General features: G+C 63.1%; 19 protein-coding genes. 9 read left to right on the top strand and 10 right to left on the bottom strand.

Going from position 1 to position 21,236, the window contains the following annotated elements:
• Window positions 1–47: 47 nt before the first annotated feature.
• The 6 genes from dut to ACTJLC_RS02425 form a co-directional block, all read right to left on the bottom strand.
• The gene (gene dut / locus ACTJLC_RS02450) at window positions 48–494 is read right to left on the bottom strand and encodes a dUTP diphosphatase (RefSeq protein ID WP_073427028.1); all 447 of its coding nucleotides are present in this window, start codon (window positions 492–494) and stop codon (window positions 48–50) included.
• Between the two features lie 12 nt (window positions 495–506).
• On the bottom strand, window positions 507–1,526 hold the full coding sequence (locus ACTJLC_RS02445) for an LLM class flavin-dependent oxidoreductase (RefSeq protein WP_310130029.1): 1,020 nt from the start codon (window positions 1,524–1,526) through the stop codon (window positions 507–509).
• A 71-nt stretch (window positions 1,527–1,597) separates the two neighbouring features.
• A complete protein-coding gene (gene coaBC / locus ACTJLC_RS02440) occupies window positions 1,598–2,812 on the bottom strand; it encodes a bifunctional phosphopantothenoylcysteine decarboxylase/phosphopantothenate--cysteine ligase CoaBC (RefSeq protein ID WP_310130031.1) in 1,215 nt (404 codons plus the stop codon).
• A 130-nt stretch (window positions 2,813–2,942) separates the two neighbouring features.
• Entirely contained in the window at window positions 2,943–3,449 is a 507-nt protein-coding gene (gene lspA, locus ACTJLC_RS02435) for a signal peptidase II (RefSeq protein ID WP_073427030.1), read from the bottom strand.
• Entirely contained in the window at window positions 3,449–6,286 is a 2,838-nt protein-coding gene (ileS, locus tag ACTJLC_RS02430) for an isoleucine--tRNA ligase (protein ID WP_310130033.1), read from the bottom strand. Before ileS ends, lspA begins: the two co-directional genes overlap by 1 nt.
• Before the next feature lie 167 nt (window positions 6,287–6,453).
• Window positions 6,454–7,449, bottom strand: a complete 996-nt coding sequence (locus ACTJLC_RS02425) for a bifunctional riboflavin kinase/FAD synthetase (protein WP_073427032.1) — start codon at window positions 7,447–7,449, stop codon at window positions 6,454–6,456.
• Between the two features lie 116 nt (window positions 7,450–7,565).
• Here ACTJLC_RS02425 and purN point away from each other — a divergent pair, with 116 nt between their 5' ends.
• The 6 genes from purN (at window position 7,566) to nadC (ending at window position 14,475) form a co-directional block, all read left to right on the top strand.
• Complete coding sequence (gene purN / locus ACTJLC_RS02420) at window positions 7,566–8,219, top strand: phosphoribosylglycinamide formyltransferase (RefSeq protein WP_073427033.1); 654 nt, start codon at window positions 7,566–7,568, stop codon at window positions 8,217–8,219.
• The gene (locus ACTJLC_RS02415) at window positions 8,216–9,475 is read left to right on the top strand and encodes an RsmB/NOP family class I SAM-dependent RNA methyltransferase (protein WP_073427034.1); all 1,260 of its coding nucleotides are present in this window, start codon (window positions 8,216–8,218) and stop codon (window positions 9,473–9,475) included. The genes purN and ACTJLC_RS02415 overlap by 4 nt, the downstream gene beginning before the upstream one ends.
• A 73-nt stretch (window positions 9,476–9,548) precedes the next feature.
• A complete protein-coding gene (locus ACTJLC_RS02410; protein WP_114163097.1) occupies window positions 9,549–10,904 on the top strand; it encodes a mechanosensitive ion channel family protein in 1,356 nt (451 codons plus the stop codon).
• Window positions 10,905–11,109: 205 nt separating this feature from the next.
• A complete protein-coding gene (locus tag ACTJLC_RS02405) occupies window positions 11,110–12,306 on the top strand; it encodes a DesA family fatty acid desaturase (protein ID WP_073427035.1) in 1,197 nt (398 codons plus the stop codon).
• A 130-nt stretch (window positions 12,307–12,436) separates the two neighbouring features.
• Window positions 12,437–13,576, top strand: a complete 1,140-nt coding sequence (nadA, locus tag ACTJLC_RS02400) for a quinolinate synthase NadA (RefSeq protein WP_440843221.1) — start codon at window positions 12,437–12,439, stop codon at window positions 13,574–13,576.
• Window positions 13,576–14,475, top strand: coding sequence for a carboxylating nicotinate-nucleotide diphosphorylase (gene nadC / locus ACTJLC_RS02395; RefSeq protein ID WP_310130040.1), 900 nt, complete (start codon window positions 13,576–13,578; stop codon window positions 14,473–14,475). The genes nadA and nadC overlap by 1 nt, the downstream gene beginning before the upstream one ends.
• Before the next feature lie 91 nt (window positions 14,476–14,566).
• Here nadC and nadB read toward each other — a convergent pair whose 3' ends face one another.
• From nadB to radC, 4 genes are all read right to left on the bottom strand, one after another.
• On the bottom strand, window positions 14,567–16,165 hold the full coding sequence (nadB, locus tag ACTJLC_RS02390) for an L-aspartate oxidase (RefSeq protein ID WP_073427038.1): 1,599 nt from the start codon (window positions 16,163–16,165) through the stop codon (window positions 14,567–14,569).
• Between the two features lie 247 nt (window positions 16,166–16,412).
• Window positions 16,413–16,580, bottom strand: a complete 168-nt coding sequence (gene rpmG / locus ACTJLC_RS02385) for a 50S ribosomal protein L33 (protein ID WP_008919555.1) — start codon at window positions 16,578–16,580, stop codon at window positions 16,413–16,415.
• Between the two features lie 10 nt (window positions 16,581–16,590).
• Window positions 16,591–16,824: a 50S ribosomal protein L28 gene (rpmB, locus tag ACTJLC_RS02380; RefSeq protein WP_007180631.1), complete on the bottom strand. Its 234-nt coding sequence runs from the start codon at window positions 16,822–16,824 to the stop codon at window positions 16,591–16,593.
• Window positions 16,825–17,063: 239 nt separating this feature from the next.
• On the bottom strand, window positions 17,064–17,846 hold the full coding sequence (gene radC, locus ACTJLC_RS02375; RefSeq protein WP_310121324.1) for a RadC family protein: 783 nt from the start codon (window positions 17,844–17,846) through the stop codon (window positions 17,064–17,066).
• 201 nt (window positions 17,847–18,047) lie between these two features.
• On the opposite strand from radC, the gene ACTJLC_RS02370 reads away from it, so the two are divergent.
• The 3 genes from ACTJLC_RS02370 (at window position 18,048) to ACTJLC_RS02360 (ending at window position 21,203) form a co-directional block, all read left to right on the top strand.
• Window positions 18,048–18,503: an FKBP-type peptidyl-prolyl cis-trans isomerase gene (locus ACTJLC_RS02370; RefSeq protein WP_154873418.1), complete on the top strand. Its 456-nt coding sequence runs from the start codon at window positions 18,048–18,050 to the stop codon at window positions 18,501–18,503.
• 2 nt (window positions 18,504–18,505) lie between these two features.
• Complete coding sequence (gene ispH, locus ACTJLC_RS02365; RefSeq protein WP_073427041.1) at window positions 18,506–19,465, top strand: 4-hydroxy-3-methylbut-2-enyl diphosphate reductase; 960 nt, start codon at window positions 18,506–18,508, stop codon at window positions 19,463–19,465.
• A 538-nt stretch (window positions 19,466–20,003) separates the two neighbouring features.
• Window positions 20,004–21,203 carry a branched-chain amino acid ABC transporter substrate-binding protein gene (locus tag ACTJLC_RS02360; protein WP_073427042.1) on the top strand — a complete coding sequence of 400 codons (1,200 nt, stop codon included), beginning with the start codon at window positions 20,004–20,006 and terminating at the stop codon, window positions 21,201–21,203.
• The last annotated feature ends 33 nt before the right edge of the window (window positions 21,204–21,236 follow it).

Genomic DNA, 21,236 nt, shown 5'->3' with positions numbered 1-21,236 from the left:
CGCCGTTTTTCTTTCTGCCTTGGCGGCCAAACTGCCTCGCCGCCGGATCAATGCTTGCCGGTGCTGCCGAACCCGCCCGCGCCGCGCTCGCTGGTTTCGAAATCGTCGACGATATTGAACTTCGCTTGCACGACCGGCACGATCACGAGTTGCGCGAGACGCTCCATCGGATTCAGCACGAACGTGGTTTCGCCGCGGTTCCAGGTCGAGATCATCAACTGCCCCTGGTAATCTGAATCGATCAGGCCGACCAGATTGCCCAGCACGATGCCGTGCTTATGGCCCAATCCCGAGCGCGGCAGAATCATTGCTGCATAACCCGGATCGCCGACGTGAATCGCGAGACCCGTCGGCACGAGTGCGGTTTCGCCGGGCTTCAGCGTCAGCGGTTCGTCGAGGCAGGCGCGCAGGTCGAGGCCCGCGCTGCCGGTGGTCGCGTAGGCCGGGAGTTGGTCGCGCATGCGCGCATCGAGAATCTTCAGGTCGAGTTTCATGCAGGTTCGGGGTTAAGAGGTGGGAGTTTCGCTTCCGGGTTGGAACGCGTCGGCGAGGAGTTCATAGGAGCGCAGCCGCGCGCGATAACTGCCCGCGACGGTGAGCACGATCAATTCGTCGGCCTGGAATTCGGCCTGCAAGTCGCGCATGCGCGCGGTCACTTTTTCCGGCGTGCCGATGATGCTGCGCGGTTTCTCGCGGTCGATCACCAGCCGCTCGCGCTCGCCATATTCCTGCGCCACGCCTTGTGCGATCGTCGGAATGGGTTCGTTCAGGCCATAGGCCATTTGCACGCGACGCAAGTCGACGGCTTTCTCCAGATCGGCGGCTTCCTGTTCGGTGTCCGCGCAGATCACGAACACGGCGGCGGCGAGGTACGGCTGCTGCGTTTCCTGACTGGCTTTGAATCGCTCGCGATACGCCTGCGCCACCTGGTGCCCGAAATGTGCGTTGATGAAATGCGCGAACGCAAAGCGGATGCCGAGTTGCGCCGCCAGCAGTCCGCCGAATTCGCCTGAGCCGAGCATCCACAATTGCGGACGCGTATCGACTTGCGGTTGCAGCAGCGCACCGTGCGCAAGGTGATCGTCGGGTAAGGTGCCATGCATCAGGCCCAGCAGGTCGGCCACCTGCTGCGGAAAAATATCGCCGCGATTATAGGCGCCCGCTGCGACCGCTTGCGCCGTGCGCATATCGCCGCCCGGCGCGCGTCCCACGCCGAGATCGATTCGGTTTGGAAACAGCGCCTCGAGCATCATGAATTGCTCGGCGACCTTGAACGGGCTGTAGTACGGCAGCATGACGCCGCCCGAACCCAGACGAATGCGTTTCGTGACGCTGCCGAGGTGCGCCAGCATCACTTCGGGGCAAGGGTTCGACACGCCGCGCAAGCCGTGGTGTTCGGCGCACCAGTAGCGTGTGTAGCCTAGATCGTCGGCGAGCTGCGCCAGTTCGACGGTGGCGGCGATCGCGTCCGCCACCGTGTGCCCGTCGATCACGGGCGTTTGATCCAGCACGGAAAGTCGCGTCATGGCAGTACGGCTCCAGGTGATTCGTTTTCGCTTGAACCCGGCGCTTCAGCGGGCGTCGCCGTGAGTGGCGTTCAGCGAATCAGACTCGTGTCGGGCAGACGCCTGGCAATCTCGGCGATCAACGCGCGCGCGAGCGTCTGCTTGTCGGCGCGCGGCAGCTTCGTGGCGGCGCCTGCTTCGAACAGGATCACTTCGTTATCGTCGAGGCCGAAGGTCTGAGGGCCAAGATTGCCGATCAGAAGCGGCACGTTTTTGCGGACGCGTTTTTCTTCGCCGTGTATTTCCAGGTCGCCGCTTTCCGCGGCGAAACCGACCGCGAACGGCGGATGCGGGAGCTTCGCGACGGAGGCCAGGATGTCCGGGTTTTCGACGAACGCGAACGTCGGCATGGCGCGATCGGCGGCCTTCTTGATCTTGTGCTCGCTGGCGTGATCGACGCGCCAGTCGGCCACCGCCGCCACGCCGATGAAGATGTCGGCGTCGGCGACCGCGCGCATGACCGCGGCGTGCATCTGCTGGGCGGTTTGCACGTCCTCGCGGACCACACCCCACGGCGTTTCCAGCGCGACCGGGCCGGCCACCAGATGCACATCGGCGCCGGCCTGCTGCGCGGCGCGCGCCAAGGCGAAGCCCATCTTGCCGCTCGATCGATTGGTGATGCCGCGCACCGGGTCGAGCGGCTCGAACGTCGGACCCGCGGTCAGCAGGACACGCCGGCCGGAGAGAATCTTCGGCGCGAAGAACGAGGCGATTGCTTCATAGGTGGCGGACGCTTCCAGCATGCGCCCGTCGCCGATTTCGCCGCACGCTTGCGGACCCGAATCCGGGCCGAGCACTTCAACGCCGTCCGCGCGCAGTTGCGCGACGTTGCGCTGCGTGGCCGGGTTCTGCCACATCTGCCGATTCATTGCCGGCACGACCAGCAGCGGACAATCGCGCGCGACGCACAGCGTCGACAGCAGATCGTCGGCCATGCCGTGCGCGAGTTTCGCGAGGAAATCGGTGGAGGCGGGCGCGATCACGATCGCGTCCGCTTCACGCGACAGATCGATGTGCGCCATATTGTTCGGCACGCGCCCGTCCCACTGGCTGGTGTAGACGGGGCGGCCGGACAGCGCCTGCATGGTGACGGCGGTGATGAACTGCGTGGCCGCTTCGGTCATGACGACCTGCACGGTCGCGCCGGCCTTGGTGAGCAAGCGTGTGAGTTCGGCGATCTTGTAGCAGGCGATCCCGCCCGTCATGCCGAGGACGAGGTGTTTGCCTGCGAGTTCTGCGGTTGCCAACGAAAGCCTCCGACAAAGCATGGTGGCGGACGAGCGGTGCTTGCAGCGCACCGCCCCGATTTGCCTGAGTCAGACCAGACGCGCGGACGGAGCGTGCTGCGAGGACGCCCGTTCGCGGACCGACGCGGCGTTACCGCGAACCGCGCACCCGGCGCAACTCGTCGATCACGAGCAGCGCCGCGCCGATCGTGATCGCGCTGTCGGCGAGGTTGAACGCCGGCCAGTGCCACGTGCGCACATGGAAATCGAGGAAGTCGATCACATGGCCGTACGCAATCCGGTCGATCACGTTGCCGAGCGCGCCGCCGAGAATCAGCGAGAGCGCCGTGCAGAACAGCTTCTGCGCGCCGTGGCGCTTGAGTAGATAGCAGATCACGAGCGCCGCGACCACGCCGAGCGCGGTGAACGCCCAGCGCTGCCAGCCGCCCGCCATCGCGAGGAAGCTGAAGGCGGCGCCGCGGTTGTACACGAGGATCAGGTTGAAAAACGACGTGACCTCGTGCGCGACGCCGTAGGCGAACACCTTCTGGACCGCGATTTTCGTCAGCTGATCGAACAGGATCACGATCAGCGCGACGCCGAGCCACGGTGCGAGCGAACCGCTTGCGGACGACGATTTCGACAGGCTTCGTGCCATTATGCCGCGCTCCTCGTTTCACCGTTGCCGAACAGATTGCTGAAGCAGCGCCCGCACAGCGTGGGGTGCTCGGCGTTCGCGCCGACTTCCGCGCGGTAATGCCAGCAGCGTTCGCACTTCAGGTATGCCGAGGCGATCACGTCGACGCTTTCCTCGGCCTCGCTGTCAACCTTGACTACGTTCGCCGCCGACGTGATCAGCACGAACTTCAGGTCGTCGCCGAGGCTTGCGAGCGCATCGTAACGCGCGCCGCTCGCGCGGATTTCCACTTCCGCCTGCAGCGACGAACCGATCAGGTTCGCCACGCGCGCTTCCTCGAGCGCCTTCGTGACGTCGCCGCGCGCGGCGCGCAGCAGCGTCCATTTGTCGAGCAGCGCGCCGGCGTCCGGCACGGGCGGGAACGCGTGGTAGGTTTCCGTGAAGATCGTTTCGCTGTTCGGCGAGAAGATCTTCCACGCCTCCTCGGCGGTGAACGACAGGAACGGCGCCATCAGACGCAGCAGACCGTGCGCGATGTGATACAGCGCGGTTTGTGCCGAGCGGCGCGCGACGGAATCCGCCGCCGTGGTGTACAGGCGGTCTTTCAGCACGTCCAGATAGAAGCCGCCGAGGTCTTCCGAGCAGAACGTCTGCAGCTTGGCGACCACCGGGTGAAACTCGTACTTGTCGTAGTGCGAGAGGATGTCGTTCTGCAGATTCGCCGCCAGCGCCACCGCATAGCGATCGATCTCGAGCCAGTCTTCGAGCGGACGCGCGTGTTGCGCGAAGTCGAAGTCCGACAGGTTCGCGAGCAGGAAGCGCAGCGTGTTGCGGATGCGGCGATAGCTTTCCGTCACGCGCTTCAGGATTTCCTCGGAGATGGCCAGTTCGCCCGAATAATCGGTCGACGCAATCCACAGCCGGATGATTTCCGCGCCGAGCCGGTTCGCCACATCATGCGGGTCGATGCCGTTGCCGAGCGACTTGCTCATCTTGCGGCCTTCGCCGTCGACGGTGAAGCCGTGCGTGAGCAGCGCGTTGTACGGCGGGCGTCCGTCGAGCATCGAGGCGGTGAGCAGCGACGAATGGAACCAGCCGCGGTGCTGGTCCGAGCCTTCCAGATACAGATCGGCGGGGAATTGCAGTTCGTCCTTGTGCGAGCCGCGCAGCACGTGCCAGTGCGTGGTGCCCGAATCGAACCACACGTCGAGCGTGTCGCGGTTCTTTTCGTACATGTTGGCGTCGTCGCCGAGCAGTTCGCGCGGATCGAGCGTTTGCCACGCTTCGATGCCGGCTTTCTCGACACGTTGCGCGACTTCTTCGAGCAACTCCAGCGTGCGCGGATGCAGTGCGCCGGTTTCCTTGTGCACGAAGAACGCCATCGGCACGCCCCATTGACGCTGACGCGACAGCGTCCAGTCCGGGCGATTCGCGATCATGCTGAACAGACGCTGCTTGCCCCACGACGGGTAGAACGCCGTGTTCTCGATGCCTTCGAGCGCGGTTTCGCGCAGCGTCTTGTCGGTGTCGTTCGGCTTGACGTCCATGCCGGCGAACCACTGCGACGTCGCGCGGTAGATGATCGGCGTCTTGTGGCGCCAGCAGTGCATGTAGCTGTGCGTGTATTTCTCGGTGCGCAGCAGCGAGCCGGCCGCCTGCAGCGCTTCGACGATCTGCGGATTGGCCGCCCAGATCGACAGGCCGCCGAACAGCGCGAGCGATTCGATGTAACGGCCGTCGCCCATCACCGGATTGATGATGTCCGAATCGGCCATGCCGTGCGCCTTGCACGACACGAAGTCTTCCACGCCGTAGGCCGGCGACGAGTGCACGATGCCCGTGCCCGTTTCGGTCGTCACATACTCGCCGAGATAGACCGGCGCCGTGCGCTTGTAGCCGGGATGCGCGGCCGCGAGCGGATGATTGAAGCGCAGGTTCGCGAGCTTCGCACCGGGCGCGGTGGCGACGATCGAGCCTTGCAAGCCGTATAGCTGCAGGCAGGCTTCGACGCGCTCCGCGGCTAGGATCAGCAGGCCGCGCGGCGTATCGACCAGCGCGTAGACGATTTCCGGATGCAGATTCAACGCCTGGTTGGCGGGGATGGTCCACGGCGTGGTGGTCCAGATCACGATGCCGCCTTCGTTGCGCGGCAGCGCGTTCAAACCGAAGGCTTGCGCCGTTTTTTCCGGCTCGGCGAAGCTGAACAGCACGTCGATGGTGGGGTCGGTCTTGTCCTTGTACTCGACTTCCGCTTCGGCCAACGCCGAGCCGCAATCGAAGCACCAGTTCACCGGCTTCAGGCCGCGGAACACATACCCCTTTTCGATGATCTTCGCGAGCGCGCGGATTTCGCCGGCTTCGTTCGCGAAGTTCATGGTCTTGTACGGATTGTCCCAGTCGCCGAGCACGCCGAGACGCCGGAAGCCGGCCTTCTGCTTTTCGATCTGCTCGGTCGCGTAGGTGCGGGCCTTCTGCATCACCTCGGCGGCCGGCAGCGATTTGCCGAACTGCTTTTCGATCTGGATTTCGATCGGCATGCCGTGGCAATCCCAACCCGGCACGTAGACCGCGTCGAAGCCGGCCATGTTGCGCGCCTTGACGATCATGTCCTTGAGGATCTTGTTCACCGCGTGGCCGAGGTGGATGTCGCCGTTCGCATACGGCGGGCCGTCGTGCAGGATGAATTTCTTGCGGCCTTTGGAGGCGGCGCGGATCTTCTCGTAGACCTTGCGTTCCTGCCACTCCTTGACCCATTGCGGCTCGCGCTTGGGCAAATCGCCACGCATCGGGAACGGCGTGTCGAGCAGGTTGACCGGATAGCGTGACTGCGGTTTCGAATCGGCTTTCTTGTTGCTCATGATGAGGTCGCGGTGAATTCTTTCTATGCGCAGCGTGCGCGGTTTGCGCTCGATGCGCGAGGGCGTTGGGCGCGCCCGGCAGGCATGTCGCGTGATCCACGGACGCCCTTCGATGCGCGCGGCGAGGGTACGCGCGGCGCCGGCGGCGCTCGCGCGTACCGCGGCGGTTATCTAATTCGGTCGGTGGCCGAGGTGGCGAAACCGGTGGAACGGCTGCCCGGCGTGCCGGCGCCGACGGCTGCGAACCACGCGCGCGCGTTGGCGACGTCGCGCGCGATTGCGGCGGTCAGCGTTTCGAGGTCGACGTACTTCTCCTCGTCGCGCAGCTTCTTCAGGAATTCGACGCGCACGAGTTTGCCATATGCGTCGCCGTGCCAATCGAGCAGGTGCACTTCGAGCAGCACGCGGCCGGAATCGGAGACGGTGGGACGCAGGCCGAGACTCGCGACGCCCGGCAGCGGTTCGTCCGTCACGCCATGCACGCGCACGATGAAAATGCCGGCGAGCGCCGGACGCTTATGCGCAATCGGCAGGTTGAGCGTGGGGAAGCCGAGATCGCGGCCGAGCTTCATGCCGTGCACGACGTGGCCGCTGATCAGATAATCGCGGCCCAGCGCGGCGCGCGCCGAATCGAGGTCGCCCGCCACCAGCGCGGCGCGCACGCCCGAGCTGGAAATGCGCGCGCCGGACGGATCGGCCACCGTCGCCATTTGCTCGACCTCGAAACCGTACTGCTGCCCCGCGGCCCTGAGCGACTCGAAGTCGCCGGCGCGCTTCGCGCCGTAGCGGAAGTCGTCGCCGATCATCACCCAGCGCGCGTGCAGCCCGTTGACGATGATCCGTTCCACGAACGCATCCGGCGACTGGCTCGCGAACGTGTGATTGAAATGCTCGACCACCACGCGATCGACGCCGTTGGTGCGCAGCGCCTCGAGCTTGTCGCGCAGCATGGCGATGCGCGGCGGCGCGCCGGCCGGGTTGAAGAACTCGCGCGGGTGAGGCTCGAAGGTCATCACGCAGACGGGCAGGCCGCGCGCGTCGGCCGCCGCCCGCACGTGGGCGAGCAAAGCCTGATGGCCGCGGTGGACACCGTCGAAGTTGCCGATGGTCAGTGCGCAAGGCGCACGGCTTTCAGCATTGGGAAGACCGCGGAAGACTCTCACGATAGCGGGTTGGGGATAGGCGGCCGGGGTGCCGCAAAACAAACGATTATAAACGTTCGGCGCTTGAGACGGCGGCGCCTCGCGGATTCCGTGGCCCCGAATGATAAAATCCGCGGATGAAAAAACTCGTCATCCTGATTTCCGGGCGGGGCAGCAACATGGAAGCGATCGTTCGAGCCTGCTCGAACGAAGCCTGGCCGGCGCAAGTCGCCGCCGTGATTGCCAACCGTCCTGACGCAGCGGGCCTTGCGTTCGCGGCGTCGCATGGCATTGCCACGGCCGTGGTCGACCACCGCCAGTTCCCCGATCGCGAGCGCTTCGACGCCGCGCTGGCGGAACTCATCGACAGTTTCTCGCCGGATCTGGTCATACTTGCCGGATTCATGCGCGTGCTTACACCCGGTTTCGTCGACCATTACGCCGGGCGCATGCTGAACGTGCATCCGTCGCTGCTGCCGAGTTTTCCGGGGCTGAAAACGCATCAACAGGCGCTCGACGCGGGCGTGCGGCTGCACGGCGCGTCGGTGCATTTCGTCACGTCGCAGCTGGATCACGGACCGATCGTCGCGCAGGCGGCGGTTCCGGTGCAGGCCGGCGACACGCCCGCCATGCTCGCCGAACGCGTGCTGGCAACCGAACACATTATTTATCCACGCGCGGTGCGCTGGTTCGTCGAAGGGCGTCTTGCCCTCGACGGCTTGCGTGTCACGCTTACGCCGCCGGAGCCGCAATGGCTCTTTGCCGGTCACACCGCCGGAGAGGGCGCATGAGATTGCATGGTTTTTTGATTGGACAAACTGAGACTTTGCTGGCCGAAGTCCTAAAACTAAACGGCCCGGCTGACGCCACCACCAGCCGCTTTTTCCGCGCTCATCCGAAGCTCGGACACGGCGAGCGCGGCGTGATCGCCGAGGCGGTGTTCGCGGTGCTGCGCCGGCGTATGGAATTTGCTCATCTGGCCGAGAGCGGCGCGGGCAGTCCGGCGCGCCGCATGGCCTTGCTGGGACTCATGCAGACGGCGGGCCGCACGGCGCTCAAGCCGTTCGTGTCCGATGCCGAGTCCAAATGGCTCGAACACGTCGCGATGATCGACCCGGAGAGCCTGCCGCTGCGGATTCGCCTGAATCTGCCCGACTGGATCTATCAGGCGCTTTCGAAGCGCTTCGAGGCCGCGGAACTGGCGCAACTGGCCGCCGCGCTGAATTACCCGGCGCCGCTGGACCTGCGCGCAAACCCGATCAAGGCGAGCCGCGACGACGTGCTGAACGCGCTCTCGAAAGCCGGTATCGAGGGCGGCGCCACGCCGTTCGCGCCGTTCGGCGTGCGGGTGGTCGGCAAGCCGCCGCTCACCAAGCTGGACGCGTTTCAACACGGCTGGGTCGAAGTGCAGGACGAAGGCAGCCAGTTGCTCTGCTCGCTGGTCGCGCCCAAACGCGGTGAAATGATCGTCGACTTTTGCGCGGGCGCGGGCGGCAAGACGCTGGCGCTCGGCGCGGCGATGCGCTCCACCGGGCGCCTTTATGCGTTCGACATTTCGGAGCGGCGGCTTGCCAAGCTCAAGCCGCGCCTCGCGCGCAGCGGCTTGTCGAACGTGAATCCGGTGTTGATCGACAGCGAGCACGACGCCAAGATCAAGCGTCTTGCCGGCAAGATCGACCGTGTGCTGGTCGACGCGCCGTGCAGCGGCCTGGGCACGCTGCGCCGCAATCCGGATCTGAAGTGGCGCCAGTCGCCGGAGTCGGTCGCGGAACTCGCGCCGAAGCAGGCGTCGATTCTGGCGAGCGCGGCGCGTCTGGTGAAGAAGGGCGGCCGGCTCGTCTACGCGACCTGCTCGATCCTCGAAGCCGAAAACGAAGCGGTCGTGCAGCAATTCCTCGCCGATCACCCCGATTTCGCGCTCGTGCCCGCACGTGACGTGCTGGCCGAGCAGCGCATCGACATGGAAATGGGCGATTACCTGTCGCTGTGGCCGCACCGCCACGCAACCGACGGCTTCTTCGCCGCCGTGCTCGAACGCCAGAGCTAAGCGGAAGGCGCTTTATGCCGGCGCGCACAGGTTCGTCTCGTGAATCCGGCGCGCCGGCGAATTCGTAAACATCATGCAAAACCGCATTTTTTCTCATATGTTCGGCGACCTCGCGCGCGATTTCGGCGAGCCGGTGATGCTGTGGCAAATCGGCGTGCTGCTGGCGACGCTCGCCGTGGCGTGGCTGCTCGCGCGTCTGTTGCGCAGAACGCTCGATCTGCGCCGGCAAACGCGCTACCAGACGCTGCGCTTCGGCGCGGAAAGCCTGAATCGCGCGTTTTTTCCGCTGACGGGCGCGGCGCTCGTGTGGCTCGCGCGGGCGATCACCGCCCAGTTCATGCATACGTCGCTGCTGGATCTGGCTTTGGTGCCGCTTTTCGGCATCGGCTTTATCTACATCGTGTTTTTCTTCGCGCGGCGGGTCTTTAGCCACGACGGCGAAACGCATGCGTGGCTCTTTCTGGTCGAAAAGATCGTTTCGCTGGTCGTCTGGATCGCGATGGCGCTCACCGTGATGGGCATTCAGGACGACGTGATCGCGTGGATGGCCAGCGTGAAGTTTCGCGTCGCCAACGCGCACCTGACGCTGCTTTCGCTCACCACGGGCCTGCTGTGGGTGTGCGTGACGATGATCGTCGCGATGTGGCTCGGCGCCGCGTTCGAAGACCGCCTGATGCGCGCGAAGACGCTCGACGCCAATCTGAAGGTGGTGGTGGCGCGGGTCGGCCGCGCGGCGTTCGTGCTGGCGGCAGTGCTGATCAGCCTGTCACTGGTCGGCATCGACATCACGGTGCTGGGCGTGTTCGGCGGCGCGCTCGGCGTCGGCTTGGGGTTCGGGCTGCAGAAGATCGCCAGCAACTATGTGTCGGGCTTCATCATTCTGATCGACCGGTCGCTGCGGATCGGCGACACGATCAACGTGACCGGCCTGCAAGGCATGGTCACGCAGATCCGCACGCGTTACACGGTGGTGCGCGGACTGGACGGCATCGAAACGCTGATTCCAAACGAGAAGCTCATTACGGACGTGGTGCAGAACCAGTCGTCCTATCTGACGCGCGGGTATGCGAAAGCCGCGGTGCAGGTCGCTTACACGTCCGACGTCGAGCACGCCATGACGCTGCTGGCCCAAGCCGCGGAAGGCGTTGCACGAGTGCTGCAGGAGCCGGCGCCCACGCCTTATCTGGCAGGCTTCGGTGCAGACGGCATCAATCTCGAACTGGGTTTCTGGATCGAGGACGCAGCAACCGGTACGTCCGCCGTGCGCTCGGCCGTCAACCGGAACATCTGGCGGCTCTTTTCGGAACACGGCATCTCGATCCCTTATGCGCAACGCGAAGTGCGGATTGTCGGCAACGTCGGCGACACGTTGTCGCGACCGGTAACAATAACCGCTCCTGCTGCCAACCAGGCCGACAAGGCCGGTTGAACGGGGAATTTGCGCGCGCTAACCTGTCTTGAAGAACACGGCGGCGCGCCACGACCCGTTGATGCGGCGCAAAAAATCCCTATTTGTTACAAACACTTGGAACGCTTCCAGTAGAATGTCGTCCAATCCCGCTGTATGCTTTCACTTTCTTGACACGCGTAACTTTGCGTGTGCCTCGTGTCTCTCGTTCCACAGGTAAATTGCCTTGTTGAATTCCTTGCTTGATTTCCTTGCCCACGGTCTGCTGCGCTTTTCCTGGTGGCAACTCGTGGTGTACACACTCGTCGTGACGCACATCACGATCATTGGCGTGACGGTCTATCTGCATCGCTGCCAGGCGCACCGCGCGCTGGAGTTGCATCCGGTCGTCAGTCATTTTTTCCGTTTCTGGCTGTGGATGACCACGGGCATGCTGACCGGCCAGTGGGCCGCGATTCACCGTAAGCACCACGCCAAGTGCGAGACCGAAGAAGATCCGCACAGCCCGCAAACGCGCGGCATCTGGAAGGTGCTGCTCGAAGGCGCGGAGTTGTACCGCACTGAAGCGAAGAACGAAGAAACGATGCGCAAGTTCAGTCACGGCACGCCGAACGACTGGATGGAGCGCAACGTGTACACGAAGTACCCGATTCTCGGCGTGAGCCTGATGATGGTGCTGAACGTCGGACTGTTCGGCGTTGTCGGGCTGACGATCTGGGCCGTGCAGATGGTGTGGATCCCGTTCTGGGCGGCCGGCGTGGTCAACGGTCTTGCGCACTTCTGGGGTTACCGCAACTTCAACTCGTCGGATGCCAGCACCAACATCTTTCCGTGGGGCATCATCATCGGCGGTGAGGAACTGCATAACAATCACCATACGTATGCGACCTCGGCCAAGCTGTCGAACAAGTGGTACGAGTTCGATATCGGCTGGATGTACATCCGCATCATGTCGGCGTTTCGCCTCGCCAAGGTGAAGAAGATCGCGCCTACGCCGCGTCTGACCACCGGCAAAATGGTGCTCGACCAGGATACCCTGCAAGCCGTGCTGGCAAATCGCTATGAAGTGATGGCGCGTTACGGCAAGGCGCTCAAGCGCGCTTATCGTCAGGAACTGGCGCATCTGAAGGAAGTGGGTGCGCGTGAGAAATACCAGTTGATGCGCGGTGCGCGTAGCTGGTTCCACAAGGAAGAAGCCGGTCTAGACGAACCGCAGAAGCGTCAGTTGCCGCAAATCTTCGCGAGTAGCCAGAAGCTCAAGACGTACATCGACATGCGCAATGAACTTGCGGCAATGTGGGAGCGCTCGAATGCGTCGCGCGACCAATTGCTGGTGCAGTTGCAAGACTGGTGTCATCGCGCTGAACAAAGCGGCATTAAAGCGCTGCAAGAATTCGCCATGCGTCTGCGTCGCTATGCTTGATCGCGAAATCCATTAAAATTTCGTTACGTCACAAAACCCCGCGTTGGCGGGGTTTTGCTTTTTGGGCTGCGGAAACCGCAACGACGTACGATTGACAGTCCGCAGCGGCAGAGCGAGGGCAGAGGAGATCATGGATCAGCAGGCGATCAGGACCGTCGAATACGACCGGCCACAGGCGCAGGGCACCACCTGCGGAATCGGGCAGGCGTGGGCGAAGGTGCCCGACATGCCGTCGGCGGAACAGAAGGTGGCGTTGAAGGCGCGCATTCGCGCATTGCTCGAGCGCGAGCAAGCCGTGCTCGTGGCCCATTACTACGTTGATGCGGAACTGCAGGAACTTGCCGACGAAACCGGCGGCTGCGTGGCCGATTCGCTCGAAATGGCGCGCTTCGGCCGTGATCACGAGGCACAAACGCTGGTGGTCGCCGGCGTGCGCTTCATGGGCGAGACCGCCAAAATCCTCAGCCCGGACAAGCGCATTCTGATGCCGGATCTCGACGCGACGTGTTCGCTCGATCTCGGTTGTCCGGTGGATGAATTCTCGGCTTTCTGCGACGCGCACCCGGATCGCACGGTGGTCGTGTATGCGAACACAAGCGCGGCGGTCAAGGCGCGCGCGGACTGGATGGTGACGTCGTCGATCGGATTGGAGATCGTCGCCGATCTGCATGCGCGTGGCGAGAAGATCATTTGGGCGCCGGATCGGCACCTCGGCAGCTATATCCAGAACAAGACCGGTGCCGACATGCTGTTGTGGCAGGGCTCCTGTCTCGTGCACGATGAATTCAAGGGCATCGAACTAGATCTGCTGCGCGCTGAATATCCGGGCGCGAAAGTGCTGGTGCATCCGGAGTCGCCGGCTAATGTAGTCGCGCAAGCGGACGTGGTCGGTTCGACCACGCAACTGATCGACGCCGCTCAAAAGCTCGACGCGACGCATTTCATCGTGGCAACCGATCTCGGCATTCTGCACAAGATGCAGCTCGCCGCGCCGGGCAAGGTCTTGATTGCCGCGCCGACGGCGGGCAACAGCGCAACGTGCAAGAGTTGCGCGCATTGTCCCTGGATGGCCATGAACGGTCTCGCGAACCTGGCCGAGGTGCTCGAGCGCGGTCATAACGAAATTTTCGTCGACCGTGCGATTGGCGAGCGGGCGCGTCTGCCGATCGACCGGATGCTGGATTTCGCGGCGCGTCACAAGAAACGCGTGCAGGCAAGCGGCGATCTCACGCGGGACGCGCAACTTTATTCGAACGTGGGAGCAGCGTAATGGGGGCGATGGAGCGCAATCCGACCGATGCGGTGTCGCCGCTGTTCGCTGACATTCACGCTCAGTACGGTGCCGCGTTCGATGCTGCGTTGGCTCGCAATGTTGCCGATGCGTTGATCGAAGACGTTGGCGCCGGCGACCAGACCGGTCGCCTTGTTCCCGCAGACGAAGTGCGCGATGCGCGCATTATTGTGCGCGAGGATGCGGTGCTGTGCGGCGTGCCCTGGTTCAACGCGGTGATGCACGAGGTCGATCCACGGATCGAGGTGCGGTGGCGGTATCGCGAGGGCGATCGCATGATGTCGGACAGCACGGTTTGCGAACTGCGCGGTCCGGTGCGTGCATTGTTGACCGCTGAACGTAACGCGCTGAACTTCCTTCAACTGCTCTCAGGTGTGGCGAGCGTAACGCGCCGCTATGTGGACGCGATCGCGCATACGCGAACGCGCATTCTCGATACGCGCAAGACTTTGCCGGGCTTGCGGCTCGCGCAGAAATACGCCGTGCGCGTCGGCGGCGGCGCGAATCAACGGCTCGCGCTGTACGACGGCATTCTTATCAAGGAAAACCACATCGCCGCGGCGGGCGGTGTCGGCGCGGCGATGGATGCGGCGCTCGCTCTGAATGCGGGTGTGTCGATCCAGATAGAAGTCGAGACGATCGAGCAACTCGAAACCGCGCTGGCCCATCGTGCGCAATCCATTCTGCTGGACAATTTTTCGTTCGATGCGATGCGCGAAGCGGTCCGCATTACGGCGGGCAGAGCGGTGCTGGAAGTCTCGGGCGGTGTGAACTTCGAGACGGTGCGGACGATCGCCGAAACGGGCGTCGATCGTGTGTCGATCGGTGCGCTCACGAAAGACGTACGCGCAACGGATTACTCGATGCGGATCGTCTAACGCGCGTCGCCGAAAGCGACTGTATCCACCGATAAAAGGCCATCGCCGGTTAAAACCAGCGGTGGTCTTTTCATTTCGGGCTCGATATCGATCACACGTTGCGGTTGCGCACGTGTTCCGGCGAGAGAACCGTCGGCAGCGCTTTCGGCAAGGTCGCGGGCCAATCACGGCTGAAGTGCAGGCCGCGGCTCTCGCGCCGCGAACGTGCGCCGTCGACGATCAGCGACGCCACGTCGACCAGATTGCGCAGTTCGAGCAGATCGCGGCTCACCTTGAAGTTCGCGTAGTACTCGTGGATCTCGTCGCGCAGCAGCGCAAGCCGATGCCGGGCTCGCGCGAGCCGTTTGTCGGTACGCACGATGCCGACGTAATTCCACATCAGCCGGCGCAGTTCGTCCCAATTGTGCGCGACCACGACCTCCTCGTCCGGATCGGATACGCGGCTCTCGTCCCAGTCCGGCAGCGGCGCGTGGACGGCTGCACAGAAGCCTTCTTCCTCGATGGCCTGCGCGGCGGAGCGTCCGATCACGAGGCATTCGAGCAACGAATTGCTGGCAAGCCGGTTTGCGCCGTGAAGGCCGGTGCACGAGGTTTCACCAACCGCGTAGAGGCCCGCCAGATCGGTGCGCCCCGCCAAATCGGTCACCACGCCGCCGCAGGTGTAGTGCGCGGCCGGCACGACAGGAATGGGCTCTTTGGTGATGTCGATGCCGAACTCCAGGCAGCGTGCCAGGATCGTTGGAAAATGTTCACGCAAGAATTCAGGCGGTTGATGGCTGATGTCGAGATACACGCAATCGATGCCGCGCTTCTTGATCTCGAAATCGATCGCGCGCGCGACGATGTCGCGCGGCGCGAGTTCGGCGCGTTCGTCGTGATTCGGCATGAAGCGCGTGCCGTCCGGCAGCTTCAGGATGCCGCCTTCGCCGCGCACCGCCTCGGAGATCAGGAACGACTTCGCGTATGGATGGAAGAGGCAGGTGGGGTGGAACTGGATGAACTCCATGTTCGCCACGCGGCAGCCGGCTCGCCATGCCATCGCAATGCCGTCGCCGGTCGCCGTATCGGGGTTGGTGGTGTAAAGGTAGACCTTGCCGGCGCCGCCGGTGGCGAGCACCGTGTGCGGCGCTTCAATCGTGACGGTGCGGCCGCTCTGCAGATCGAGTGCGTACAAGCCGTGGCAACGGCGCCCCGGCAAGCCGAGCCGGTCGGACGTTATCAGGTCGATCGCGTAATGATCTTCGAGGAGCGTGATGTTCGGATGACGGCGCACACGCTCGCTGAGCGTGGCGACCACGGCGTGGCCGGTTGCGTCCGCGGCATGAATGATCCGGCGATGGCTATGGCCGCCCTCACGCGTCAGATGAAAGCCGAGTTCGGCGGCGTCGTCCTTGGTGAAGGGTACGCCTTGCCCGATCAGCCATTCGATCGCAGCACGCCCGTGCTCGACGATGAAGCGGGTCGCGGCTTCGTCGCACAGGCCGCCGCCGGCGATCAGCGTATCGCGCACATGGTTTTCGATGCTGTCCGCCGAATCCAGAACCGCGGCAATGCCGCCTTGCGCCCAGTCACTCGCGCCTTCGGTCATCGATCGCTTGGCGACCACCGCAACCCGCCGGGTTTGAGCGAGATTGAGCGCGACGCTCAACCCGGCCAAACCGCTACCGACAATCGCCACATCGAATTCCATGCCCACATCTCCGTCTTTCGTTTTGCCGTGACGGCGCGCCATTTGCTCGCCGCTAAAACGAGAAAGGATACGCGCCGCGACGAACTAGGGAAAGCTGGCCGAACAGGATAGGACCGTCTTGCGAGATGAGAGGGCTCGATGAACGGGTAAGCACCGCGCAATGCGACGGCGTGCTGAAAACAAAAAAGCCCCGCACGAATGCGAGGCTTTTTGCATGTCTTTGTCTTCGTCAGGCAGGAACCAAGGCTTACTTGATCTTGGTTTCCTTGTAGTCAACGTGCTTACGGATGACCGGATCAAATTTCTTGATCAGCATCTTTTCCGGCATGTTGCGTTTGTTCTTCGTCGTCGTGTAGAAGTGACCCGTGCCTGCGGTCGATTCCAGCTTGATCTTGTCGCGTGCGCCTTTCGCCATGATTTACTCCTTAGGCTTCACCGCGTGCGCGCAGGTCTGCGAGCACAGCGTCGATACCGTTCTTGTCGATCAGGCGCAGGCCAGCGTTCGAAACGCGCAGACGCACCCAACGGTTTTCGCTTTCCACCCAAATGCGGCGGTTTTGCAGGTTCGGCAGGAACCGGCGCTTGGTTTTGTTATTCGCGTGGGAAACGTTGTTGCCGCTCATCGGCGCTTTCCCAGTTACTTGGCATACGCGTGCCATGAGAGCACTCCTAATACGCTAATTCTGAGTTCGAACGCCGTGAAAGTTTCCTGAAAAGAGCCGCGCTGAAGTTTATTGAAACCGCAGTCGCTTTTCCTTTCCGGAACGCCTTGGTGGCTTCGGAACAGGGGGTTGGAAATAGGCAAACCGGAATTCTAGCAGAAAAAAAGCCGCAAAATCAAACCTTATTTGGACTCCGCATACGGCGCAATGCCTTTCCGTTCCGCGCTCAGGCCGTGTCACGGCCAGCCGGCGCGGGCGAACGAGTAGGTGCTGTCCGCGCCGATCACCAGATGATCGATCAGTTGCACGTCGATCAACGCAAGGGCGTCGCGCAGCGTGTGCGTCAGGCGGCAGTCGCTCGCGCTCGGCTGAACCGCGCCGGACGGGTGATTATGCGCGACGATCAGGCTGGCGGCATTCAGATTCAGCGCCCGTCGGACGATCTCGCGCGGATACACCGCCATGCGCGTAAGCGTGCCCTGCGCGCTTTCCTCGCAACGAATCAGCCGATGCCGGGCGTCGAGAAAGAGCGACACGAAAACTTCCTGCTGCCGACCGCCGATCAGCAGCCGCAGGTAGTTTTCCACGGCTTCGGGCGAGTTCATCAGCGAGCGCTTGCGCATTTTATCGACCAGCGAGCGCCGCGCCATTTCCATGATGGCGAGTAATTGCGCCTTTTTCGCAGGCCCGATGCCGCGCAGGCCGTCGAAGTCCGCATACGTCGCGTCGAGCATCGCACGCAGCGAGCCGAACCGGTCGAGCAAGGCACCCGCGACGCTGAATACGTCGTGGCCCGGCAAGCCCGCACCCAGCACCAGTACGATCATTTCCGTATCCGATAGCACGCCAGGCCCTTGCTCGATCAGCCGCTCGCGCGGCATGTCGTTCTTGTGCCATTTGCCTCGCAGGAGCGCCGGCGACGAGCGCGCGGCGGACTCCGGTGAACACACACGAGCGTCCGGTTCCGGCGAGGCCGATTCCAGCGTCGTTTTATCAATCGTGCAGGCGTGATCGGCCATATATATAGAGTCCTCCGGTTTCGGGTTCGGCGCGGCGGGCGACGCCGCGGGCACCTCGCGGTGCGCGCGACGGCCGCAAGCCGCTGCACGCTATGTGGCTTACAATAAGCGCTTTGCGCACGGCACCCCGATGGTTTGCCACACGCGTCGCCTGCGCCCGCGGCGCACGCGTGCAGCGCGCTTCGACAGAGCGAGCATTGCATGAGCATCATCGACATTTCCGAAGTGAAGCCCGGTTCCCACGTGACGCTTCATTACCGGCTTTCCCTTGCCGATGGCGCCGAAGTCATCAACACGTTTACCGACAAACCAGCCACGCTTCTGCTCGGTGCGGGTCAATTGGCGCCGCCGCTGGAAGATATTCTGCTAGGTTTGAAGGTGGGCCACCATTCGACCTTTCAGCTAGCGCCAGGTCAGGCGTTCGGTCCCCGCAATCCCGAACTGATTCAGCGCGTCTCGCTGGCCACGCTGCGCGAAAACAGCATGATCGGCGAGGATTTTTCGCCAGGCGATCTGGTCGAATTCAACGCGCCGGGCGGCGGCCGTTACGCCGGCGTCCTGAAGGAAGTCGGCGAAACGTCGGCCCTGTTCGATTTCAACCACCCGCTTGCCGGCCAGGCGCTGGCGTTTGAAGTGAAAATCATCGGGATTTTGTGAACATGAGCATCACGGATACGACTCTTGCCGAAACCGAGATCCTGCTGGCGCAGCCGCGCGGGTTCTGTGCCGGCGTCGATCGGGCGATCGAGATCGTGGAGCGGGCCATCAAGCTGCACGGCTCGCCGATCTATGTACGCCACGAAATCGTCCACAACGCCTACGTCGTCGAGGATCTGCGCAAGAAGGGCGCGATCTTCATCGAGCGGCTCGAAGAGGTGCCGGCCGGCAATACGGTCATCTTTAGCGCTCACGGCGTCTCCAAGGCCGTGCGTTCGGAAGCCGAGTCGCGCGGGCTGCGTGTCTACGACGCCACCTGTCCGCTCGTGACCAAGGTGCATATCGAGGTCGCGAAGATGCGCCAGGACGGCTTCGACATCGTCATGATCGGCCACAAGGGCCACCCCGAGGTGGAAGGCACGATGGGGCAGGCCGGCGAGGGCATGCATCTGGTCGAGGACATTGAAGATGTGCAAGCTTTGCAACTGGCCGATCCCGAGCGGATCGCGTTCGTCACGCAAACCACTTTGTCGGTCGACGACGCTGCGGAAATCATCGGCGCATTGAAGGCCAAATACCCGTCGATCCGCGAGCCCAAGAAGCAGGACATCTGCTACGCCACGCAAAACCGCCAGGACGCGGTGAAGTTCATGGCGCCGCAGTGCGACGTCGTCATCGTGGTCGGCAGCCCGAACAGTTCCAACTCCAACCGGCTGCGCGAACTTGCCGAAAAGCTCGGCGTGCCCGCCTACATGGTGGATTCGCCGGACCAGATCGACCCGGTCTGGGTCGAGGGCAAGCGCCGGATCGGCGTGACGGCCGGCGCATCGGCGCCGGAAGTATTGGCGCAAGCGGTGATCGCCCGCTTGCGCGAGCTCGGCGTGCGCAATGTGCGCGCGCTCGACGGTATCGAGGAAAACATCGCTTTTCCGCTGCCGCGCGGCTTGGGCTTGCCGGCCTAAGAGCAAATATCTCCTCACAAGAAGCGCGCCCAAGGGCGCGTTTTTTTTCGCCGTCCGGTTCGCGCTGCGACCAAAAGATAAAGTGCCGGATCGCGCCTTTCGCTCGTTTTTCGTGCGCTGGCGCGCAAATTTTTTTGAAATCCGACCCGAGTATTAACGCGTTTCGCACGGTAGCGCCCCATTTAAATGACGTCGAAACCGCTGCGCCGATTTTTGGCGCACTAAAATAGTGCGTCGCTCCGAATGCGCGCAAAAACGTAATACCTAACGCGAGCCAAGGCGGAATCGGGCGCAGGGCGAATCGGCCGCAACACTTGATGCCAGTGGGCGCGACGATGGTGCAACTGATGCACGAAAAACAGTCGCAACCCGGTTGCGCCCATTGACGGATTCCGCTCTCAAAATAAGGTTGCAATGCAGGAAAACCCTGCCGGTTCAACAATATTGCCCGTCGCAAAATTGGAGTTACAATGCGCGCGTTCTCAAGGCCTCCGGGTCCCGGACAATAGATTTTTGCAAGGCGCGGGAGACCTACTTAATGCGAGTCAAGTTTGCTTACGCCGTGTCCATCGCGGCCGCGGTTGCGATGTTGACCGCGTGCGGCAAGAAACAGGATGGCGAGGCGGGAGCGGGTGCATCGGCTGCGACGGCGGCAAGCGCACCGGTTAGTGAAGCGACGATCGTGAAGATCGGCCATGCGGCCCCATTGACGGGCGGCATCGCGCATCTTGGCAAGGACAATGAAAACGGCGCGCGCCTGGCGGTCGAGGAAATCAATACGCAGGGCTTGACGATCGACGGCCGCAAGATCCAGTTGCAGCTCGACGCGCAAGACGATGCCGCGGATCCGAAAACGGGCACGGCGGTCGCACAGAAGCTGGTCGACGATCACGTCGTGGCGGTGGTCGGGCATCTGAATTCGGGCGTGTCGATTCCGGCCTCGAAGATCTATAGCGATGCGAGCATCGTGCAGATCTCGCCGTCGTCGACGAATCCGGCGTACACGCAGCAGGGTTTCAAGACGGCCTACCGGGTCGTCGCCACCGACGCACAACAAGGGCCGGCGCTCGCCAATTACGCCACGAAGGCGTTGAGCGCCAAACGCATCGCCGTAGTGGACGATGCGACCGCCTACGGTAAGGGGCTCGCGGACGAATTCGCGAAGACCGTGGAGGCGAGCGGAGCAAAGATCGTCGCGCGCGAAGCGACGAACGACCGGGCCACGGATTTCCGGGCCATCCTCACAAAGATCAAGAGTGTTCATCCGGACGTCATCATGTTCGGCGGCATGGACGCGACGGGCGGGCCGTTTACGAAGCAGGCGGCGGCGCTCGGAATCAGGGCAAAAATCCTTGGCGGCGACGGCGTGTGTACCGACAAGGTGGGTGAGCTGGCGGGAACCGCCGTGCAAAACCTGGTCTGTTCGGAAGCGGGACTCGCGCTTTCGAAAATGGACAGGGGAGCGGACTTCGAAAAGAAGTACGTCGACCGCTTCCACACGCCGGTGCAGATTTACGCACCGTTCACGTACGACGCTGTGTACGTGATTGTCGATGCAATGAAGCGCGCTAATTCGATCGAGGCGCCCAAGGTGCTGGCTGCGATGCCGTCCACCGATTACACCGGGGTAATCGGCCACATCGCGTTCGACGACAAGGGTGATTTGAAAGAGGGCGCCATTACGCTTTACGACTTCAAGGACGGCAAGAAAGCGGTTCTCGACGTCGTGAAGATGTGATGACGGGACGTTCAGCCTGACGGCACCGAAACC

This window comes from Paraburkholderia sp. 22099 (assembly GCF_052045835.1).
Lineage (GTDB): Bacteria > Pseudomonadota > Gammaproteobacteria > Burkholderiales > Burkholderiaceae > Paraburkholderia > Paraburkholderia terricola.
The sequence above is the reverse complement of the archived record's forward strand: the minus strand, read 5'-3'. Positions and strand labels throughout refer to the sequence as shown.